19 protein-coding genes are annotated in these 19,819 nt (G+C 47.3%); 11 read left to right on the top strand and 8 right to left on the bottom strand.

Going from position 1 to position 19,819, the window contains the following annotated elements:
• Positions 1-157 precede the first annotated feature (157 nt).
• Positions 158-871, bottom strand: coding sequence for a M50 family metallopeptidase (locus tag ACXX53_RS03055; RefSeq protein ID WP_458567116.1), 714 nt, complete (start codon positions 869-871; stop codon positions 158-160).
• 180 nt (positions 872-1,051) lie between these two features.
• On the opposite strand from ACXX53_RS03055, the gene ACXX53_RS03060 reads away from it, so the two are divergent.
• Positions 1,052-1,729, top strand: a complete 678-nt coding sequence (locus ACXX53_RS03060; protein WP_458567117.1) for a TIGR00266 family protein — start codon at positions 1,052-1,054, stop codon at positions 1,727-1,729.
• Between the two features lie 262 nt (positions 1,730-1,991).
• Here ACXX53_RS03060 and ACXX53_RS03065 read toward each other — a convergent pair whose 3' ends face one another.
• The 5 genes from ACXX53_RS03065 to helD form a co-directional block, all read right to left on the bottom strand.
• Positions 1,992-2,114, bottom strand: coding sequence for a hypothetical protein (locus ACXX53_RS03065; protein ID WP_458567118.1), 123 nt, complete (start codon positions 2,112-2,114; stop codon positions 1,992-1,994).
• A 9-nt stretch (positions 2,115-2,123) separates the two neighbouring features.
• Positions 2,124-2,336: an NUDIX domain-containing protein gene (locus tag ACXX53_RS03070; protein WP_458567119.1), complete on the bottom strand. Its 213-nt coding sequence runs from the start codon at positions 2,334-2,336 to the stop codon at positions 2,124-2,126.
• 184 nt (positions 2,337-2,520) lie between these two features.
• The gene (locus ACXX53_RS03075; protein ID WP_458567120.1) at positions 2,521-4,290 is read right to left on the bottom strand and encodes a B12-binding domain-containing radical SAM protein; all 1,770 of its coding nucleotides are present in this window, start codon (positions 4,288-4,290) and stop codon (positions 2,521-2,523) included.
• A gap of 274 nt (positions 4,291-4,564) precedes the next feature.
• Entirely contained in the window at positions 4,565-6,403 is a 1,839-nt protein-coding gene (gene recQ, locus ACXX53_RS03080) for a DNA helicase RecQ (protein WP_458567121.1), read from the bottom strand.
• Positions 6,404-6,498: 95 nt separating this feature from the next.
• Positions 6,499-8,847, bottom strand: coding sequence for an RNA polymerase recycling motor HelD (gene helD / locus ACXX53_RS03085; protein WP_458567122.1), 2,349 nt, complete (start codon positions 8,845-8,847; stop codon positions 6,499-6,501).
• Between the two features lie 336 nt (positions 8,848-9,183).
• On the opposite strand from helD, the gene ACXX53_RS03090 reads away from it, so the two are divergent.
• The gene (locus tag ACXX53_RS03090) at positions 9,184-10,233 is read left to right on the top strand and encodes an RluA family pseudouridine synthase (RefSeq protein ID WP_458567123.1); all 1,050 of its coding nucleotides are present in this window, start codon (positions 9,184-9,186) and stop codon (positions 10,231-10,233) included.
• A gap of 89 nt (positions 10,234-10,322) precedes the next feature.
• On the opposite strand, the gene ACXX53_RS03095 is transcribed toward ACXX53_RS03090, so the two are convergent.
• Complete coding sequence (locus tag ACXX53_RS03095; RefSeq protein WP_458567124.1) at positions 10,323-11,042, bottom strand: SGNH/GDSL hydrolase family protein; 720 nt, start codon at positions 11,040-11,042, stop codon at positions 10,323-10,325.
• Positions 11,043-11,218: 176 nt separating this feature from the next.
• On the opposite strand from ACXX53_RS03095, the gene ACXX53_RS03100 reads away from it, so the two are divergent.
• The 6 genes from ACXX53_RS03100 (at position 11,219) to ACXX53_RS03125 (ending at position 15,554) form a co-directional block, all read left to right on the top strand.
• Complete coding sequence (locus tag ACXX53_RS03100; RefSeq protein WP_458567125.1) at positions 11,219-11,755, top strand: DUF1836 domain-containing protein; 537 nt, start codon at positions 11,219-11,221, stop codon at positions 11,753-11,755.
• A 147-nt stretch (positions 11,756-11,902) separates the two neighbouring features.
• Entirely contained in the window at positions 11,903-12,706 is an 804-nt protein-coding gene (locus ACXX53_RS03105; RefSeq protein ID WP_458567126.1) for an AraC family transcriptional regulator, read from the top strand.
• A 64-nt stretch (positions 12,707-12,770) separates the two neighbouring features.
• Entirely contained in the window at positions 12,771-13,130 is a 360-nt protein-coding gene (locus ACXX53_RS03110; RefSeq protein ID WP_458567127.1) for a VOC family protein, read from the top strand.
• Between the two features lie 252 nt (positions 13,131-13,382).
• Positions 13,383-14,621 carry a GGDEF domain-containing protein gene (locus ACXX53_RS03115; RefSeq protein ID WP_458567128.1) on the top strand — a complete coding sequence of 413 codons (1,239 nt, stop codon included), beginning with the start codon at positions 13,383-13,385 and terminating at the stop codon, positions 14,619-14,621.
• Between the two features lie 28 nt (positions 14,622-14,649).
• Positions 14,650-15,117 (top strand): N-acetyltransferase family protein, encoded by a 468-nt coding sequence (locus ACXX53_RS03120; RefSeq protein WP_458567129.1) that lies wholly within the window; start codon positions 14,650-14,652, stop codon positions 15,115-15,117.
• A 74-nt stretch (positions 15,118-15,191) separates the two neighbouring features.
• The gene (locus tag ACXX53_RS03125) at positions 15,192-15,554 is read left to right on the top strand and encodes a YccF domain-containing protein (RefSeq protein ID WP_458567130.1); all 363 of its coding nucleotides are present in this window, start codon (positions 15,192-15,194) and stop codon (positions 15,552-15,554) included.
• A 157-nt stretch (positions 15,555-15,711) separates the two neighbouring features.
• Here ACXX53_RS03125 and ACXX53_RS03130 read toward each other — a convergent pair whose 3' ends face one another.
• The gene (locus ACXX53_RS03130; RefSeq protein WP_458567131.1) at positions 15,712-15,915 is read right to left on the bottom strand and encodes a zinc ribbon domain-containing protein; all 204 of its coding nucleotides are present in this window, start codon (positions 15,913-15,915) and stop codon (positions 15,712-15,714) included.
• A gap of 1,394 nt (positions 15,916-17,309) precedes the next feature.
• Here ACXX53_RS03130 and ACXX53_RS03135 point away from each other — a divergent pair.
• The 3 genes from ACXX53_RS03135 to ACXX53_RS03145 all read left to right on the top strand — a co-directional run bounded on the left by ACXX53_RS03135 (position 17,310) and on the right by ACXX53_RS03145 (position 19,818).
• Complete coding sequence (locus ACXX53_RS03135) at positions 17,310-18,299, top strand: phosphotransferase enzyme family protein (RefSeq protein ID WP_458567132.1); 990 nt, start codon at positions 17,310-17,312, stop codon at positions 18,297-18,299.
• 182 nt (positions 18,300-18,481) lie between these two features.
• Positions 18,482-19,081 carry a DUF2087 domain-containing protein gene (locus ACXX53_RS03140; protein WP_458567133.1) on the top strand — a complete coding sequence of 200 codons (600 nt, stop codon included), beginning with the start codon at positions 18,482-18,484 and terminating at the stop codon, positions 19,079-19,081.
• Positions 19,078-19,818 carry a GNAT family N-acetyltransferase gene (locus tag ACXX53_RS03145; RefSeq protein WP_458567134.1) on the top strand — a complete coding sequence of 247 codons (741 nt, stop codon included), beginning with the start codon at positions 19,078-19,080 and terminating at the stop codon, positions 19,816-19,818. The genes ACXX53_RS03140 and ACXX53_RS03145 overlap by 4 nt, the downstream gene beginning before the upstream one ends.
• The last annotated feature ends 1 nt before the right edge of the window (position 19,819 follow it).

A 19,819-nucleotide genomic window follows, 5' to 3' on the forward strand; every position in this document is an offset into this window, starting at 1 on the left:
ACGCTCCAACTAGCTAACTCGGTTTTTACCCGTTACAGCTCGCGCCACTCGCACCTCGACACTCCCTAACGGGCTATAACCCTCTTACGCACACCATTCACCAACCACTCACGACCGTTTCCATACACTCAGCCGAGCACACCTTAGCCTCGGTCGATTACATGCTTCTTCTGCGCTTCCCGCCAGACCGCGTGGCGTAGCCCGCCTTGCCGCCCCTTCCCAAGAACGATCGCATCGACATGCGCGCGCAGACTAACGCGATAGCGACGAAGAGCAGCGCCCATACGATGGAGTGCACTCCGGTCGCGTTGTACAGATTCGCTGCGTCGCCTGCTTGCAGCGGCTGCGTGACCGAAGCCGCCAATATGGTGAGCGTGCTAATAACCGACTCGACCATCAAGATGAAGGCAATCAGCAAATAGTACCCCTGTCTCAGCCATTCCCATGGCACCAAGTAGGCAATCACATTGATAACAATGAAGCCAATGCACCAGAGCACACCGAATTCATTGCGCACAAAGAATACAACACTCACAAGCGTCACCAGCGTCACAGCAATCAACCCAATCTTCAGCTGATTCCGTCGGTAGAGCGCAAACATAAGAGACGCGAACAACGCAGAAGTTGTATAACCGGCAAGTGCGATCGGTATAAATTTCCACGAATCCGTCACCGTCGAATATGTCACCCCGCTGTAATCCGCAAACAAGTGAATGTACATCACCTTGCCAGATAATACAAGCGTCATCAACGCATGACCAAATTCATGAATCATCGTATCTACATTGCGAAAAAATGATGAATAAGGTATCCATCTCGTCAATACCGCCGCAACAACAATAAAGATCAACGTCTTTAGCCATTTATTCAAAATACATCCCCCCATTCATCGCAACAGTCCATTTTGTTCAGCCTGCTATTCTTTCGGAAAATGAATACCAATTGCCTATTTATACGTATATTTCAATTAGAACTAACATCCATATATATCCATCATTGAAAAATCTGCTCGACATTCATCACGGGCAGTATATGACAAGGAGTCGATCATATGCAATATGAAATTTTGCACAAAGGCGCATTCCCCCTGCTTCAAGTTAAGATGAGCCCAGGTGAGAGCATTAAAGCCGAATCCGGAGCAATGGTATCCATGACACCCAATATTGACCTCAGAGGCAGCGTCGAGGGCGGAATTCTCAAGGGCATCGGGCGAATGCTCGGCGGCGAAAAGTTTTTCTTTCAAGAGCTAACCGCTCAGAACAGAGATGGCGAAGTCACTCTTGCCCCCACTTCCCTTGGAGACATCGTTGCAGTAGAGCTTGACGGTTCTTACTCACTATATGTGCAGAAAGACGGCTTTCTAGCAGCGACGAGAGGTATAGAAGTATCCACTAAAATGCAAAATTTAGCAAAAGGCTTCTTGTCAGGTGAAGGCTTCTTCATCATCGAGATCAGCGGCAGAGGCACCGTGTTCCTCTCTTCGTTCGGCGCGATCGAGACGAAGCAAGTTCGAGCAGGTGAAGAGCTTATCGTGGACAATGGCCATCTCGTAGCTTGGTCAAGCAACATGTCCTATCAGATTGAGCGAGCATCTAAAGGGTGGGTATCCACGTTCACAAGCGGCGAGGTGGCGGTATGCCGATTCCGCGGCCCTGGCACAATCATGATTCAAACGCGCAACCCGCGCAGTATCGGAGTATGGTTAGGTCAATTCGTTCCGAAGTCTTAACCGGTCACATCATACAACATCACTACACCGCTATCCCGTAAGCTGACTTTCCCTTGATTAGACGTGATCATGAATCTTGATTACGCCAGAACAAATGAAAACTGCTGCTCTTACACGTTACCAAAGCCTATGTCCTTCAATCGCTTGTAAGAGCTGGCGGTTTCCCATCATCCGTTGGGATACTTGGGCTTATTGAACACCTGATCAACAAAAGGAGTTACAGCCGTACGCTCTATCTCCCCCAAGTCTATCCACCTCGCGCCTAACGAATCTTGGCCATCGCATCCATTTTCAAGTTAAATGCTTCACACTCCAGCTCGACGTCATAAATGATTCCAATGTGATGCAGTTCCTCTAGCTCATTATCTTGATACGGAGCGATCATGGTGTAAGATCATGCGTCTCTAATCGTACCACGTATATCGGTGATCCCCGTTTCTTCCTCAAACTCTCTTAACAAAGTCTGATAGGGCTCTTCTCCAAATTCAACTGTTCCACCAGGCAGATCCCATTTTCCCTTATGAGGTCCTCTGCCTTTCTGAATTAATAGAATCTTGCCATCCCTTATTAGCACGCCGTATATCCCAAGATGAGTGTATTTCTGCAATCAAACCACTCCTATCTATGAAAATGAGCACCTTGATCCCTCCCCCCCTGAACAAAAGGGATAATGGTCAGATACTCGTAGAGATACTCTCTGCTCTGGTTGGCTATTCATCTCACCAGCATGTAAAAAAGGGATGCCCCCTCCGTCAGTTATCATAACTTACGCTTACGGGACATCCCTATCATTATGCTTGCGCGTGCAGCAGCACGTTCTCTGGTACGAAGAACAGTAACGGCTTCTCATCGTCGGTCTGCTGGAACAGCACGATGACAATCGTCGCTTCTTGGGAGCCGCCCTCTGACGCGATCCAACGCTGCGGATCGAACGACAGACGCTCGACTACCGCATGCTTATGCAGCTCCTTCTCGCTTAAGCATAGCTCCGCAAACGCTGCTGAGATACGCTCAGGATGCTCTGCCGCAGCACGCAGCGCCGCTGCAGACTCTTCCTTCGACAACCCGGCTTCCCACCAGATCTTGCGCGGCTTGTACTTGTGGTTGCGGAAGTAGTCAAGCTTCATCATTCCTAACGCTACTTCCGGACGCTCCACGCCATGCGCTGATAAGAATCCTTCCAGACGCACAAATAGATCTTCAAGCTGATGGCCAATCTTCTGCCATCCATTGGCTTCCCAATAGTCGCCGAAGGCTTGGAAGAAGTCAAATGGCGAACCAAACTCCCGCTCCATCAGATGCTCCATCGTCCAATCCAGCCGATGAGAGTTCCAGTATTTCTCGAGCACATCCTCCAGCCGCTTTAAGCGGATGACGTCTTGGAACGGCATCATGTCGTTATACAACATTTCATACGGCGCTTGGTCCATGTACACATAGCCGTACTTATCGGCGTCCAGTCTTAAGCCTGTGCCGCGCAGCAGCTTGAGGAAGCCAAGCTGCAGCTCTTCTGGACGCAGCGCGAATACGTCATTGAACGTCTTACGGAACGTATCATAATCCTCATGCGGCAGCCCCGCGATCAAGTCGAGATGCTGATCGATCTTGCCGCCCTCCTTCACCATGTTTACGGTACGAGACAGCTTGGTAAAGTTCTGGCGGCGCTTCACCGCTTCATTTGTCGGGTCATTCGTGGACTGAACCCCGATCTCGAAGCGGAATACACCTGGTGGCGCGTTGTCCGTTAAGAATTGCAGCACCTCCGGTCGCATGATGTCAGCCGTGATCTCAAACTGAAAGACACATCCTTGGTGGTTATCAATCAGGAACTGGAATATTTCCAGCGCATAATCTCGTTTAATGTTGAATGTGCGATCGACGAACTTAATGAGCTTGGCTCCATTTTCAATCAAATACAGAATGTCTGCCTTCGTCCGCTCGATATCAAAGTAGCGCACCCCTACTTCGATGCTGGATAAACAAAATTGACAGCTGAACGGACAGCCTCTGCTCGTCTCAAAATACACCACTCGCTTGCCCAGCTCCGGAATATCGGATGCGAAGCGGTAAGGTGTAGGAATCGCATTGAGATCAAGCTTAGGACGTCCTGGATTAATGATAACCTCTCCCGAGGGCTTACGGTACGCCACACCGAACACGTAGTGGTACTTCTGATCGCCGTCAATCTCTCTCAGCAGGTGAAGCAGCGTTTCCTCGCCTTCTCCCATTACGATAAAGTCAACGTCAGTCAGCCGCTCCATCCATTCTGCCGTGTCATAGGATACCTCTGGGCCGCCTAATATGATCTTCAGCTCAGGCTGCACTTTGCGCAGCATGCTTACGACCTTAATCGTTTCTTCAATGTTCCAAATGTAACAAGAGAATCCGATCACATCCGCTTGATGCTGATACAGATCCGATACAATGTTCATCACGGGATCCTTAATGGTATATTCCGTTAGCTCCACATCGTACTCCGGCTCACAAAACGCCTTTAAGCAGCGTATGGCGAGGGAGGTGTGGATATATTTTGCATTTAGAGTAGTAAGTACAACTTTCATAAGTTCTCCTTTCCGAACAGCAATACAGCCATTACCCATTATAACCATTTGCCCAGCTATTTTCGACAACTCCGATGATAAAGAGTTCACAAAGTCAATTAACTTTGTCACGTTATACAGAAAATAAAAATAAAAAAAGCCAGACGTTGATTTCGAATATCAGCGCCCAGCTTCTTGTCGGTTATGAATGATTTTTCATAATTGTACAACTATTTTCGACATTTTTCAATATATTTCTGCAAATTCCATTCATGAATTTATCGACATCAACTGTTTATTCCTGCCATTCAAGTCGTTCATCCATCTCATCAACTGTATCCGACATCTCGCGGAACAGCTTGAGGAACGGCAGTCCGAACTTGCGGATCTTCGCTTCGCCGACACCTTTAACTCGCAAGAACTCGGCTTCCGTCGTCGGACGGAGCGCCGCCATCTCGCGCAGCGTGCTGTCGTTGAACACGATATATGGAGGAACGTTCTCGCGGAGCGCGATATCGCGGCGCAGCAGACGCAGCTGCTCGAATATCGTCTCGTCTACGGCGGCGGCCGTTTGCGGCTTAAGTGAGTGAGCTACCTTCTGGAATACCTGCTGCTGTCCCTTAAGGACTTCCGCAGCTGGAGGCAGCAGGCGAACGAGCGGATATTGCCCTTCACTAAGCGCAAGATATCCATCCGCGATCAGCACGTAGATCAGATCCGCGATCGCTTTCTCTGTTAGATGGCGCATCTCTCCATGTGTAGACAAGCTATCAAACCCGTATTGGATCACCTTTTTGTTCCGCGACCCTTTCAATACTGACGCTACCATCGATACACCAAAGCGTTCTCGCATGCGATAGATACAGGAAAATATCTTCTGAGCCTCAATCGTGATGTCGATCGATTCCCGCTCATCCTTACAGTTGCCGCAGCTGCCGCACGGCTCGCCGCCATGCTCTCCGAAGTAGCGCAGCATGTACAGCTGCAGGCACTCCGGCGTATAGCAATAATCGATCATCGATTGCAGCTTCTTATACTCGTGCGCCTTGCGTTCCGGCAGCGCTTCACTCTGCTCGATGAAGAACTTCTGTGTCTGGATGTCCTGCGCATGGAACAGCAGCACACATTCACTCGCTTCACCGTCACGACCCGCGCGACCCGCTTCTTGAACATAGGCTTCCATATGCTTCGGCATATTGTAATGCAGCACGTAGCGCACGTTGGACTTGTCGATCCCCATGCCGAAGGCGTTTGTCGCGACGATGACGCGAATATTATCATACAGGAACGCTTCCTGCATGCTCGCGCGCTCTTCGTCTGACAGGCCGGCATGGTAGCGCCCGGCTTGGATGCCCGCCTTGACGAGCATCTCATGGAGATCCTCGACCTCGCGCCGCGTCGAGGCATAGATAACACCGGCTTCATTCAAGCGGTCTCGCACATAGTTCAGGGTAAATTCGCGGCGGTTCTCCCCGCGAAGCACGGTAAATGCGAGATTCTCCCGCTTGAAGCCGGTAATGACAAGCTCCGGCTGCTGCAGCTCCAGCAGCCGGACCATGTCCTCCGTCACTTCCGGCGTAGCCGTCGCCGTGAAGGCGGCCATCAGCGGGCGCTCGCCATACTCCTGCGCCGCCAAGCCTCGGACGAACGGCGCAATCGCGCGATAGCTAGGGCGGAAGTCATGCCCCCACTGCGAGACGCAGTGCGCCTCGTCCACTGCGACGAACGCGATGCGCAGCGATTGCGCGCGCTCGCGGAACCAATCGCTCTCTAGCCGCTCAGGGGCTACATACAACAGCTTCAGCTGCCCTTGCTCGGCACGGCGCAGAATGCGCCCCACCTCCTGGGCATCCTGCGTGCTGTTGATGTAGCCCGCTTCAACGCCCAAGCTGTGCAGCGCATCCACCTGGTCCTTCATCAGCGAGATGAGCGGCGAGATCACGAGCGTGAGCCCATGCTGCAGCAAGGCTGGCACCTGATAGCATATCGACTTGCCCCCGCCGGTTGGCATAATGCCGACCGTATCTCTCCGCGCTAACAAATGATCAATGATTCGCGTCTGTCCTTCGCGAAAGTCATCATATCCATATATTCGTTTCAGCGTCTCGCGCGCTGCTGACATCGTTAAAGCCATTCAATCATCTTCCCCTCTGCCACTCCCGTGACTCCATCCTTCTACTGATTATATCACGATGCGCAACTGATGCGCGGAATGACACGTACACCCGATTACCCTTCAGAGTCGAAGAAATCGTATCTCTCCTTAGGCACACTTCCTAGAAGCGGCGTGGGCTCTCCCACCGTATACAGATGGAGCTCATGCATCGCCCGCGTGCATGCTGTGTAGAAGAGCTTGCGTTCGCTCTCTCTTCCATATCGGTCTGCGGAAGCATCGTATATAATGACCGCATCGAATTCCACACCTTTGGCAAGGTAGGACGGGATGACCAAGATGCCCTGCTCATAGGAGACGGTCTCCTTATCAATCAAGCGCACGGCTATATGCTGTCGCAGCGCTTCATGCGCCGATCGGCTCTCCGCCGCCGTCTTCGTGATGACCGCAATCGAGCGATGCCCCTCCTGCTGCAGCCCGCGAATGCGATCAGCAATCCGTTCTATTAACTCGGCTTCATCTGCAGCCTTCGTTAAGGTCGGCTTGCTTCCTTCGCGTTGGAACGGTTCAATCTCCTCGCCGTTCGGCATGAAGCTGCGCGTAAATTCAATGATTGGCCGCGTCGAACGATAGCTTCGCGTCAGCACATACGTTTCCGATTCAGCCGCTTCAAACAGTGCAGGCAGCGCGCTCAATCCATTGCCCGCACCCGTGTGCGTGAAGATCGCCTGATTCATATCGCCTAGCACCGTCATTTTCGCGCGCGGGAACATCTTCTTCAGATAGGCAAACTGGTAAGGTGAATAATCTTGACCTTCATCTATAAATAGATGGCGAATGTCGCCATTAATCTGCAGTCCTTCGATCTGTCCTTTTAAGTCCAGATATGGCGTTGCGTCCTCGTACGCCAGCTCACGACGATCCAGCCGCTGCACGGTCTGCTCGGCTATGCTCAACCATGCCGCGGGCAGCTTGTCGCCCAACGCTTGCAGGGGATTCGCAAACAATTGGCGATAGATCGCTGGAATATCGACGAACTGCAGCTTCTTAATCATTTGCCGCAGCGGCTTGAACTCGCCTTGCACAATTCTCCGGGCCAGCAGATTCCGCTCGGAATCATAGTCGTCAAATGATTCCTCCGAGTATTTCCCTTTGCGCTGCAGCTCTTTATGAGCCCAATCGTAATCTTCATTATCGAGAAGCTCCAGCTCCTCATCAACCCAAGCCTTTCTCATTTCCAATCGAGACAGGGCTTTGAGCTCTTTAAGCAGCCACTCCTTCAGCATCTCAATACGATTCGGGAGGGAGAAGGAGGTATCGAATTGATAGAACTGCTCCCGTATACGGTCCGCTGTGATGATGGCCGCTCCTCTAAACTTAATCGATTTGAACAGCATGCCGCTCTCCCCTAGAGAGTTCGCATATTGACGAATGACACTCATGAAATCAAGAGAAGACTTAGCCGTGATCGCGGCCATCCGCATCTCATATCCAGGCTCATCGAACGCTGTATGCTCATATTCCAATAAGCTGAATGGATCCTCGAGGGTGAAATTATCGCTCAATCGATGCTCCAGATATTCTTGGTACGTCACCTGCTGCATATTTTCTTCTCCAAGCTCAGGCAGTACGGTCGATACGTAATGGTTAAACATTGGATTGGGTGAAAATAATACGACATGCTCAGCGCTCAGCACACCTCGAAAACGATACAGCAGATACGCGACACGCTGCAGCGCAGCCGAAGTCTTGCCGCTTCCAGCCGCTCCCTGCACTACGAGCAGCTTGCTGTGCTCATTGCGAATGATGCGGTTCTGATCTCGCTGGATCGTCGCAACAATGCTTCTCATTTGCGCGTCAGCTTGCTTGCCAAGCACTTCCTTCAACAGCTCGTCACCGATCGTAACTCCCGTATCGAACATACTTCGAATCTGTCCATCACGTATAATGAATTGGCGCTTTAACTCCATTTCCCCGTGAATCGTACCGTTCGGGGTTTCATACTGCGCCTGGCCCGGAGGGTAGTCATAGTAAAGGCTCGAAACAGGCGCGCGCCAATCATAGATTAGAAAGCTCATGCCATCTGCGTCAAGCAGGGAAGCAATGCCTAAATAGACTTGTTCCGTCGAGCTTTCGCCCTCTTCTACAAAGTCAATTCGACCAAAGTACGGAGACTGCTTTAATCGCGTTAACGTCTTCATCTGCTTATAGGCATGTCTATGGCTGCGTTCCCGCTCAGAGAGCAGCTCAGCTTGCTGCTTGATACTGGCTGCCGTTTCAATCGCTTCATTCTCATCTTCTAAGTTAACCGTCACATCTTCCCAGAACTCCTTGCGAATGTCGACGACCTCGCCTTTCAAACTGCCAACTTGCTGCTGCAGGTGATCAATTCGTCCGTCAATCTCCACAATAACGCGGTCAACACGCTCCTGCTCTTCCTGCCACTGCTGATGCTCTGTACTCATGACACCGCCCCTTATCTTATTAAAATGCGTTCTACAAAACGTTTGACATGTTCATTGAACTGTGATATTATATAATTAGGATAAGACTGTTTGTTAACGTATCACGGCAGATGAACATTCCTATTTTATCACAAATTAACCTGAACGACAATGCGAATACGACACATAACACGGAGGCGTCTCGAACGTCTCCGTTTTTGTTGCGATATTAGAGTGTATAAGTTCTCATCCCACTTCATAACCGAGCGCTAGCTGAAGGGAATCCGCCATGGCGAAGCTTGGGCAATAATGTTAGGATAGAACTAGCTATGAATAGAGAGGATCGAACAAGAACCTATGAACGATAAGCCCTACTCCAAACGTACATCCCGCCACCATTTTCGCAATGGAAGCACTGGAGCTGCAAGCAGCAAGCCTAGCCCATCCACTGCTTCACGCCATTCGGAAATTACGAAGAAATTGAAGACAAAGGATACTACGCCCGTTAGAACTCCTAAGCCGGTACAACAACCCAAGGTGTATACGGTTAATGAGCCTTCTGAGCTTCTGAGCTTTCTGCTGAATACGATTACGAATCGCGGTCGCAATTCAATCAAGTCTCTGCTCTCACACGGACAGGTATTAGTCAACGATCGCGTTGAAACAGCATACAATTATCCGCTGCAGCCTGGTCAGTCTGTCACGATCCGCAAAGAAAGAGCGGCTGACATCCCCGTGATGTCAGGGCTTCGTATCCTGCACGAAGATGATGATCTTATCGTCATCCATAAGGACGCCGGGTTACTCTCTATCTCGGGCGCGCAGGATGAGGAATTGACGGCCTACCGTCAGTTGATGACTCATGTGCGGCTCGCTGATCCGAAGAATCGGATCTTTGTCGTGCACCGTCTTGATCGCGATACGTCTGGAGTGATGATGTTTGCCAAGAGCGAACATGTGCAGCAGCAGCTGCAGAACTCTTGGAAAGAGTTCGTCCAGAAACGCCTATATGTCGCCCTCGTAGAAGGTGCGGTGAAGAAAACGGAGGGAACGATATCCTCCTGGCTGAAGGAAACAAAGACGCTGAAGATGTATTCCAGCCCGTTTCCGAATGACGGCCAGCATGCTGTTACCCACTTTAAGCTGCTGGAATCCAGCCGCTTCTATTCCTTGCTGGAGGTTGAGCTGGAGACAGGACGCAAGAATCAGATTCGAGTTCACATGTCGGATATCGGGCATCCTATCGTCGGCGATAAGAAATACGGCTCTAAGTCGAAGCCTATCGGCCGTATGGGGCTTCACGCTCGAGTTCTCACCTTCACGCATCCTACGACTGGCAAGCTGATGCACTTTGAGACGGAGATTCCTAAGAAATTCACGAATCTGATTCACGGTGCCTCTAACTAAACGCAATGAACGTACACATACAAAGCGCTGGATAGGCAGATACCGCCCGTCCAGCGCTTTATTATTTGCAACGTATGATGTCGTATTCATCAAACTGTTCGAAGCAAGGAAGTATAGTTCTTTTCCATATCATGGAGCAGCTTGTCGGCAATCAGCTGATGCCCTTGCTCGTTAGGATGAATGCCGTCCTCACAGATGAATTGACGGTAATCGTTCGTGCTGAGAAAGGCGCCCCTCACATCGATCCACTTTACCTTCATCTCCTGCGCAACCTGCATAATCGCAGAGTTATAACGTTCATGCCACCAGTAGATACGGTTGACCGTACCCAGCCATGAAAGTATATTTCGCTCGGAAGCCTCATCATTTTTACTTATCCATTTGAAATATTTATCCGCGTCCAGCGGCGGGAGTGTCATGAGTACTGGAACAATCCCCTCTTCTCTAACCTTCTGAACCATCTCTTGCAGGGTTGATATGAATTGATTCAATGTCGTATTAGGCGTGTATTCGCCTCCAGGATTCTGTGCGATCGCATCCCAGTTGAAGTCGCAATCGTTGCCGCCGAATTCCAGAACAACGATGTCCGGCCGCTTGTTCAGTACATCACGTTCCAATGTCGCCTGCCCCTTCGTGATGACTGAGCCGAATCTGCCCGCATTATGAATAATGCCCTTGAATCGCTGCTGTACGAGCTGCGCAAAGCTATTTTTGAGAACCGAGTATTTCCCTTTATCTTGATCATATATGACGCCCTTGGCGATAGAATCTCCGAACAATACGATGTTATAGCAATCCTTCTTATCCATCACTCAACCTCCTATAGAATACGACAAAGCTCGTATGTAGTTTTCATTACTACTTGTTAAGTTAACTACATTATATCACGAGTTTTCGACATGTAAATATTGAAGTTCAAGGTTATTTTGCTGTTGTATCGGTATCTATATTCATTGTAAGATAGGTGTGAAAGGGAGGGCTCGCATTGGATCAGCCAGTAAACCCATTATTGAAGCTAATTATGGAGCAGACCGACATTGAGACGTCTGATATTCCAAAGATTGATTTATATATGGACCAGGTGATCACGTTATTTGAGAACGCATTGGGTTCGAGTAAGCGCAATCTGGAAGACAAGCTTCTGACCAAGACGATGATCAACAACTATACGAAGGATAAGATTCTTTTACCCGCCAAGAATAAGAAGTACACACCTGAGCATATTGTTCAGATGGCGCTTATTTATCACCTGAAGCAATCGCTGTCGATTGGCGATATTAAGAGCCTGTTTCAAGAGAAGCTGCATCAGCAGGATGTAGACATCTGGAACGTGTACGAGGAATTTCTTGAGTGGAAGAAGGCACAGTCACAGGGCATCGAGTCGCAGATCGAAACGCTGCTCGATACGAATGTAACGGAGCTTAATCAGAACGAGCATACACTGCTCACGATTCTGTCGCTCATTCATCAAGCGAATACGTACAAGCGGTTGGCTGAGAAGATGATTGATCAGTTAACCTAAGCGCAATCCGGCAGTTGGAACGTCACCTACGTGCGTTTCGACTGTCGGATTGTCTATTTTTCCCACAAACTTTATAATAGATAAAGTAGTTAAGTTCCCATATTACTTCGTGCCCGTAGTGCATCTATACATAGGGAGTTATGCTTAATGGACAAGAGATCGTTCATGAACGAAAGTCATGTAAAGGCCGCTGAGCAAGCTATCGATTATATGAAGAAGCATCTCGACGAAGAAGTTACTTCTGAACAGCTCGCAGCGCATGTTGGATACAGCCCTTATCATTTTTCAAGAATATTCAAGCAGGTCACCGGCATATCCCCGCGTCAATATCTGGCCGCACTCCGGATGGAGTCCGGGAAGTCCGTGCTGTTAAGAGAACCATCGCTGCTGATGAAGATACTGCTGTCTATCGGCTTTCGGAGCGCTGGGTCATTCCATACCCGCTTCAAACAATATGTCGGACTCTCACCTAAGAAGTTTCAAACGACCTCATCCTCATTAGTCCAGCATATGAACCAATATGAGCATCTGAAGCTTGCCTTCGATGAGCTCATCCATTCTCGTCTACCTATTATTCATTGCAGGATCGAAGCGCCGCTGTCATTTAACGGCATTATATTTGTCGGACTGTTTCCGCGTCCGATTCCGGATCAGAAGCCTATCGTCGGCACCGCGATCAACCTACGAGAGCGAACGTGTCAGCTCAGGAACATTCCGACCGGAACTTATTATGTTCTAGCAGCCGGTATTCCGTGGAGCTTGAACCCGAAGGATTATTTCACGCTCGACAAATCGCTGCGCGGTATATATGAATCTGCTCTTCAAGTGGACGATGCCACTGAGTTTCAGATCAGCATCACGTTAAGAGAGCCCCTTCCTACTGATCCGCCGATCGTCGTAAATTTACCGCTGCTCTTATTTGAGAAGTCCAGCCGCAAACGAGCAAACTAGAAGAATTTATTTCCAATAGATTCATTTATAATAAATGCATGATTAAGATAGGAGGTTATACCTAATGCCGAATCTATGCGTCATATCCATTAATGTGCCTGATATGGAGGCAGCGCTTCAATTTTACTGTGAGAAGTTGGGCTTTGAAGTTTCAAAAGTATATGACGAGTGCATCATCAGCTTGAAGCATGAAGGAATTCCGATTATATTAAATAAGGTGGAGCGTGCTACTACCACACAATATCCGCTCGAAGCGCAGGTTGTGATGGGGATCCAAACGCTTAATCTACTCGAAACACTTGCTGAATATAAGGAGCTGGGCATCGATATCATATACGATACTCCTCTCGATTGTCCTCCAGGCAAGTATTCCGCAATTCGTGACCCCTTCGGTAATGTTATTGAGATACTGGAATTTAAATAATTGCGCTATCAGCCGATATGCCTCCGCCGAGGATATCGGCTTTTTTATTTATGAAATTGGTTTGTTAAATAATAGGTAATTTCTCCTTTACATAAGAGCCGGGACTATATAGAATTAGGCGTAATGCACCATTCAGATCGTCACAGTACCTACCTCATCGGCACAGCACTTCAAGATTCATACACGAATAATTGACGTTAATAAATTGATGATCATTTTGAACAGCATACATATGCTAGGGAGCTGCAGCACATGAACCTGAAAGCACTATTGGCTACGTCTTTCTTATCGATTCCAAAACAATTGAAAGAAGAATTCAGCCACGAATTATTCAAGAAGAATGTATGGATCGGCAAGTTTCTGCTGCCGCTTATCGCGTTGTATGAGCTTTATAATATTCTATACCTTGTGTTTGTTAGAACCGACCGCATCAACAGCTTCCCTGGCAATGCCTATCTAACACTGTACGTGCTGTTATTTACCATAAGCATCATCTTCTTGATCATTGCTCATTCCATAAGCAAGCGTAACATAACAAGCAGCCCAATCATGAGAAGCTTTGCGGTTATCTTTGTTTCATTTTTAGCTTTATGGGGGACAAGCATTACACTGCTTGATTTAAGAAATACGGATAGTGTTCACGTGTACCTTATTATTACGATTTCAATAGCGGCTACCATCTATATAAGACCACGGTCAGCTATTCTATTATTTACGATCAATCAAGCTATCCTATGGAACTTCTTCGAAACGTTTCAGCGAGTTGATGCAGACAACTCTGGCAATTATATCAACACAACTTTTGCCGTCCTTATCGCGATATCGATCTCTATATCTCGTTATTACAATATGACTGTAGAATTCAATAATAGGCAGATCATTATTAAACAGAATAACAAGCTGGATAGGCTGAATCAGGAGCTTCAAAAATTAGCCGTTACAGACCCGCTGTCCGACTTATATAATCGAAGATTTCTAGATGCTGCATTACTAAAAGAGTGGGAGAAATGCAGATCCGACTGTTCTCCGATCACTGTGCTCATGATTGATATCGATAATTTCAAAACATTTAATGATTATTATGGGCATAAAGCAGGCGATGGCTGTATCGAGCAAGTAGCTGAAGTAATGTTAAAATGTACGGAAGGTTTATCGGCATGTTCATTTCGCTATGGCGGTGAAGAATTTACAATACTGCTGACTGAGCTCAATTCAGAACAGGCATATCAGGTTGCTGAACTGATTCGCACAGAAGTCCATCAATTGAAGATCATGAATCAGACTAAGACACCTTCTGCATATGTAACGATAAGTACAGGCATGTATCATGGTATTCCGGCAAGCGATCTGGAACCTGATGATCTGCTCAAGATGGCGGATGCCGCCCTCTACGAGGCTAAAGCACGCGGCAAGAATCAGGTGGTCATGTATAATGAAGAAGATATTAACATGCATAACAGATGTAAAGAAATAATAGCAGCCACCACATAAATAAAAAGATGTTCTCGAAGGAGCCTACATGAATATTCGATTAGCGCACACCTATGATATTCCTTCAATTAAAGAGCTCTATCTTGAGCTGATAGCAGATATGACGGAGCTTCAACCAAGCTATTTGAGCCCTGCTGCACAGGACGATGCGTTTATTGCCAATATGATCATTGCGGAAAATGCATCATTTCTATTATTAGAAGATTCAGAGCGCATCATCGGCTTTGTCCTTGTCCAGGAACTTGATACCCCGAGCCATGATCAGGCCACGTATCAGCGTTATGCTTATTTGACCGATCTCGTTATTACGAATCGTTATCGGAGTCAAGGTCTTGGCACACATCTGCTTGAAGCTGCCAAGCAATGGGCTAAGCGGCGCAATCTAGATTATATCGAGTTAGATGTGCTGTCAGAGAATACCCCAGCGATACAGTTATACGAGAGATATAGCTTTACAGAAACGATGCGAACCATGCGCTGCTCATTAGATACTTGACGGTGTTCCCTGTGAAGAGTACCCTATTTTCATGAGATATAGATAGCACATATATAATACTAGGGGTGAATATTGTGAGTTGTTTGGGTAATATTATCTGGTTTATATTCGGAGGGCTATTTAACTCTTTAGGCTGGCTGCTAATCGGCTGCCTTTGGAGCATCACGATCATTGGTCTTCCTATCGGCTTGCAATGCTTTAAGTTGGCTAAGCTTCAGCTTGCTCCCTTTGGCAAAGAAATCGTTACGGTCAACGATAGCACTGGCAGCCTTCTTCTCAACATATTATGGCTTGTATTCGGCGGCTTGGTGCTCGCGATTGCAAATTTGGTCAGCGCCTTCTTCTTGACGATCACCATTATCGGCTTCCCATTCGCATTGCAATCATTGAAGCTTGCTAAACTATCTCTAATGCCTTTCGGCAAGGAAGTAAGATAGAATTGAATTTCTTACATTTACACCACCTTATTCAGCAATCCGCTGTAATGGGGTGGTTTTTAATATGTCCACAATAAACAATAAAGGCCGCAAGCTATAAGCCCACGGCCTTCTACTAATCGCAGAGCACAGTTCTCTGCCCTACCTGATCGTCAGATTAACCAAAGAATAGATCGAGAATATTGCTGCCTGTAGATGATTTTTTGTTATAAAATTCGGAGTAGCCGCAGTTTCTGCAAGACACAACTACAAACTGATTATGTTGAATATCAAACATCTTCGATAATCCCGTCCCTGTCATCGCCACTTCTTTCTGATCCGCATCCGGACATCCACACTTAATACAGCCTGGTCTGTTCATTACCAATCACTCCTAAGTTGATTTATAATCTTGTATACGATTGTATGGCCACAGCGTTCCATAATATAGGATCTTTGTTACAACTATTTGCAACAAAAGAGACGCCGGTTCAAGCGAAGCTTAAAGTTTATCCGGCAATATTGCCTCTTTGTGAACACCTTTTGACCGCACTCCCATGGGCTCAGGTCGTGTTCACTTCTAGTTTCCTTCGTATCGCTTGTTCCTCTCTCGGCTACATATCTCTCCGCAACACATCTGGCTACTCTCCCACTCGCTCAGGTCTTGTTCACTTCTAGTTCCCTTCGTATCACTAGTTCCTCTCTCGGCTACATATCTCTCCTCAGCACATCTGGCTATTCTCCCACTCGCTCAGGTCGTGTTCACTTCTAGTTTCCTTCGTATCGCTTGTTCCTCTCTCGGCTACATATCTCTCCGCAACACATCTGGCTACTCTCCCACTCGCTCAGGTCTTGTTCACTTCTAGTTCCCTTCGTATCACTAGTTCCTCTCTCGGCTACATATCTCTCCTCAGCACATCTGGCTATTCTCCCACTCGCTCAGGTCGTGTTCACTTCTAGTTTCCTTCGTATCGCTAGTTCCTCTCTCGGCTACATATCTCTCCTCAGCACATCTGGCTACTCTCCCACTCGCTCAGGATATCCATCCTACAATGGACTTCACCGAGTCACCCTACTCTTTGCTGCTAAGTGTGTAATCTTTCTTCTTCCTGACTCAATGGGATAATGGTCAAACGCACCCAGGACATATCCATCCTACAACGGACTATACCGAGTCACCCATCCTTCGCTGCTGAATGAGTAACCTTTCTTCTTCCTGATTCAAAGGGATAATGGTCAAACGCACCCAGGACATATCCATCCTACAACGGACTATACCGAGTCACCCATCCTTCGCTGCTGAATGAGTAACCTTTCTTCTTCCTGACTCTACGGGATAATGGTCAAACGCACCCAGGACATATCCATCCTACAACGGACTATGTCGAGACACATCCTTCGCTGCTAAGCCAGTAACCTTCCATCTTCCTGATTCAAAGGGATAATGGTCAAACACTCTCTAGGATATATCTCATCAAGTCCACCTCAACAGCTAATCAAAAAGACTCTCCCTACAGTTAACTAGCAATCCGTCACTAACTCCCCCCCAACTACTATGGAAAAAATTCGTATAAGTTATTCTCTCTACTTACAAAAGTAAGATTTCGTTATATGTTAGATCTTGGCACAATGCCAATGCCATAACCATACCTTAGCTTCGAGAAGGGAGTGACGCTATTTTGAAGAAGAATGGGTTTCAATCTAGCACACCAGAGAGAGGTCAAGCTTCATAACAGCATGCTGTCCTCTCGCATGGTAATGGGAGGAAGATGAGCCATGATGAATTTAAAAACGATGGTCACAGGACTATCCAACGACACAGTCGCGTTAAACCTGATCAAGCATTGGAGCCATGACGATGGCACCCTGCGCTTCTGGCGCGCCAGCACGAATTTTGTGTATGTATTTGAACAGCAGCAGCAAAGGTACTTTCTAAGGTTCTCGTCCGAGCAGGATCACTCGATCGAACAGATACAAGCTGAACTAGATTATTTGCTGCATCTAGATAAACATGGTTATCCGTGTGCCCAGCCTATTAGCTCCATCAACGGAAAATGGATTGAAACAGTCAGCACGGAAGCTGGAACTTATTTCGGTGTCGTATTCAGTCAAGCCCATGGCAGACCATTGGACGCTGCGACGATCACAGTTGAGCAGGCAACCCTATGGGGAGCATCACTTGCTTCTCTACATGCCATATCTCAATCTTATGAGCCTTCCAACATAAGACGCAGAAGCGTGGATGACGTACTTCAAGCCGTACAACATATTCTGCTTCAACACCCTTCAGAACAGGAAGCGATGCGAGAATTAGAGGATTTGCGTGATTCGCTGCACTCATTGCCGGTGTCGAGGGAATGTTATGGACTCATTCACTATGACTTTGAGCTCGATAATGTACTATGGAATGAGCAGGCTCACCGATACGAAGTTATCGACTTCGACGATTCGATGTATCATTGGTTCGGGATGGATATTGTATCCGCGATTCGCGATCTAACGGATCTAACGGGAGCTAATGATCCGGCTGCACAGGAGAAGATCGATTATTTTCTGCAGGGATATCGTTCAATATTGCCGTTGACGGAAGATACTCTGCGGCAGTTCCCTCTATTTCAGAGATTCGAAGCCTTGTTTGGATTCTCCAGACTGTTATGGGCGCTAGAGAATAGTAACATCGAAGCTGACGCAGTACCCGAGTGGTATGAAGGATTAAAGACTAAACTAGAGCATTACCGTGATACGACTCGACTTAGATTTAGCTAAAAAAACGTTAAGTTACGAAAGAAACTGTCCTGTATGATGTTATTCATCATAAGCTGGGCAGTTTTTTATGTTCAATTACACCCACAACCAGTTGACAATCATTTCCTAATGATTTAATATCTATTTTAACAAACATCTAATTAGATATTCGTTAAATTACATCTAAGGAGTGAATTCCACTCATGCAAATGGATAAGGTTGTCGCATACCACAAGGCAATGGCCGATCCAACACGAATCAAGATGCTCATTCTACTGGCTGACGGAGAATTAAACGGACAAGTGTTGGCTGAGAAGCTCTGCGTAACCCCTGCAACGATCACACATCATGCCGCAAAATTACGTGCTGCGAGCTTGATCAACGAACGCAGAGATAAGAACACAATCTACTTTTCACTGAATCATTATTTTATAAAGAATAGCGCCAACGGGGCACTAAATTTAATTTACAAACATAACAAAGGAGAACCAGAGCTTATGGATGATACGAATGAACGAATAAAGCAATCCGTGATCAAGAACTTCTATACAACAGATGGGAAGCTCAAGAATGTGCCTAGTCAGTTGAAGAAGAAGCTGATCGTACTAGAACACATGGTCTCTCAACTGGAAATGGGCAGAACGTATACCGAGAAGGAAGTTAATGAGTTCATCAAGCAGTATCACGCGGACTTCGCGACCATACGCAGAGAATTCATCATGCATCAGTTCATGTTCCGTGAGAAAGAAGTATACGAGTTGAACCCACGAGAAATGTGGGCGCAATGGGAGACGCTGACATGAGCAACGACATCGTGCACATCACGGAAGAAGAGTTGGACTACACGATCATTTTCAAAGAAATCGCAGCTAAAGGAAAGGCTTATATCGCTATCGCTAAGTGCTCAATTGAAGATCGAAACCTCGTCATAGACCAAGCAGTACGAGACTTACGATTGGCTGGCGCGAACAGCATCTATCTGACGATTAAAGATGAACGCATCGAACCTGGCTCCGACATGATCAGCACGATAGATTATTCGTTCCTATATGACAGCGACATGGACTATTTAAGTAAGGATCTATCTCAATTTGAGGTCACCCATTGCTCAACGTGCGGCATTTCAATCGAAGAGTTAACGGATCATAATAAGGAGCGGTATATAGAGCTGGATAATGAATGCTTCTATCATGTGCCGAATTCGGCAACATGTGACGATCAGGATACAGCCAGAATGATGAGCGATTCTCAAATTCACGCAGGATTGCTTATGTTTAACGGTGAGCCTGTCGGAATAGTCGAAATCTCCTATAAGGATCATAAAGCTGTGCTTAGCTCGATTGGAATCACATCTCCGTACCGCGGTAAAGGATTAGGCACTGCAGCGTTAGAATATATACTGGCATCTGTACAATCAGCGGGATATAACAAGTTAAGCCTGACTGTATCTTCAGCTAATCCTGCGGCTTACCGACTCTATCTCAAATTCGGATTCTATAAGACCCATACTGTTTCTAAATGGTACCGATTAGAGCCATGAG

The organism is Paenibacillus marinisediminis (assembly GCF_054343325.1).

Excerpts from the sequence above, each read along its gene's own strand:
- ACXX53_RS03060 (WP_458567117.1), top strand. The coding sequence starts at position 1,052 with ATGCAATATGAAATTTTGCACAAAGGCGCATTCCCCCTGCTTCAAGTT.
- ACXX53_RS03065 (WP_458567118.1), bottom strand. The coding sequence starts at position 2,114 with ATGATCGCTCCGTATCAAGATAATGAGCTAGAGGAACTGCATCACATT.
- ACXX53_RS03075 (WP_458567120.1), bottom strand. The coding sequence starts at position 4,290 with ATGAAAGTTGTACTTACTACTCTAAATGCAAAATATATCCACACCTCC.
- recQ (WP_458567121.1), bottom strand. The coding sequence starts at position 6,403 with ATGGCTTTAACGATGTCAGCAGCGCGCGAGACGCTGAAACGAATATAT.
- helD (WP_458567122.1), bottom strand. The coding sequence starts at position 8,847 with ATGAGTACAGAGCATCAGCAGTGGCAGGAAGAGCAGGAGCGTGTTGAC.
- ACXX53_RS03090 (WP_458567123.1), top strand. The coding sequence starts at position 9,184 with ATGAACGATAAGCCCTACTCCAAACGTACATCCCGCCACCATTTTCGC.
- ACXX53_RS03095 (WP_458567124.1), bottom strand. The coding sequence starts at position 11,042 with ATGGATAAGAAGGATTGCTATAACATCGTATTGTTCGGAGATTCTATC.
- ACXX53_RS03105 (WP_458567126.1), top strand. The coding sequence starts at position 11,903 with ATGGACAAGAGATCGTTCATGAACGAAAGTCATGTAAAGGCCGCTGAG.
- ACXX53_RS03110 (WP_458567127.1), top strand. The coding sequence starts at position 12,771 with ATGCCGAATCTATGCGTCATATCCATTAATGTGCCTGATATGGAGGCA.
- ACXX53_RS03115 (WP_458567128.1), top strand. The coding sequence starts at position 13,383 with ATGAACCTGAAAGCACTATTGGCTACGTCTTTCTTATCGATTCCAAAA.
- ACXX53_RS03120 (WP_458567129.1), top strand. The coding sequence starts at position 14,650 with ATGAATATTCGATTAGCGCACACCTATGATATTCCTTCAATTAAAGAG.
- ACXX53_RS03130 (WP_458567131.1), bottom strand. The coding sequence starts at position 15,915 with ATGAACAGACCAGGCTGTATTAAGTGTGGATGTCCGGATGCGGATCAG.
- ACXX53_RS03135 (WP_458567132.1), top strand. The coding sequence starts at position 17,310 with ATGATGAATTTAAAAACGATGGTCACAGGACTATCCAACGACACAGTC.
- ACXX53_RS03140 (WP_458567133.1), top strand. The coding sequence starts at position 18,482 with ATGCAAATGGATAAGGTTGTCGCATACCACAAGGCAATGGCCGATCCA.
- ACXX53_RS03145 (WP_458567134.1), top strand. The coding sequence starts at position 19,078 with ATGAGCAACGACATCGTGCACATCACGGAAGAAGAGTTGGACTACACG.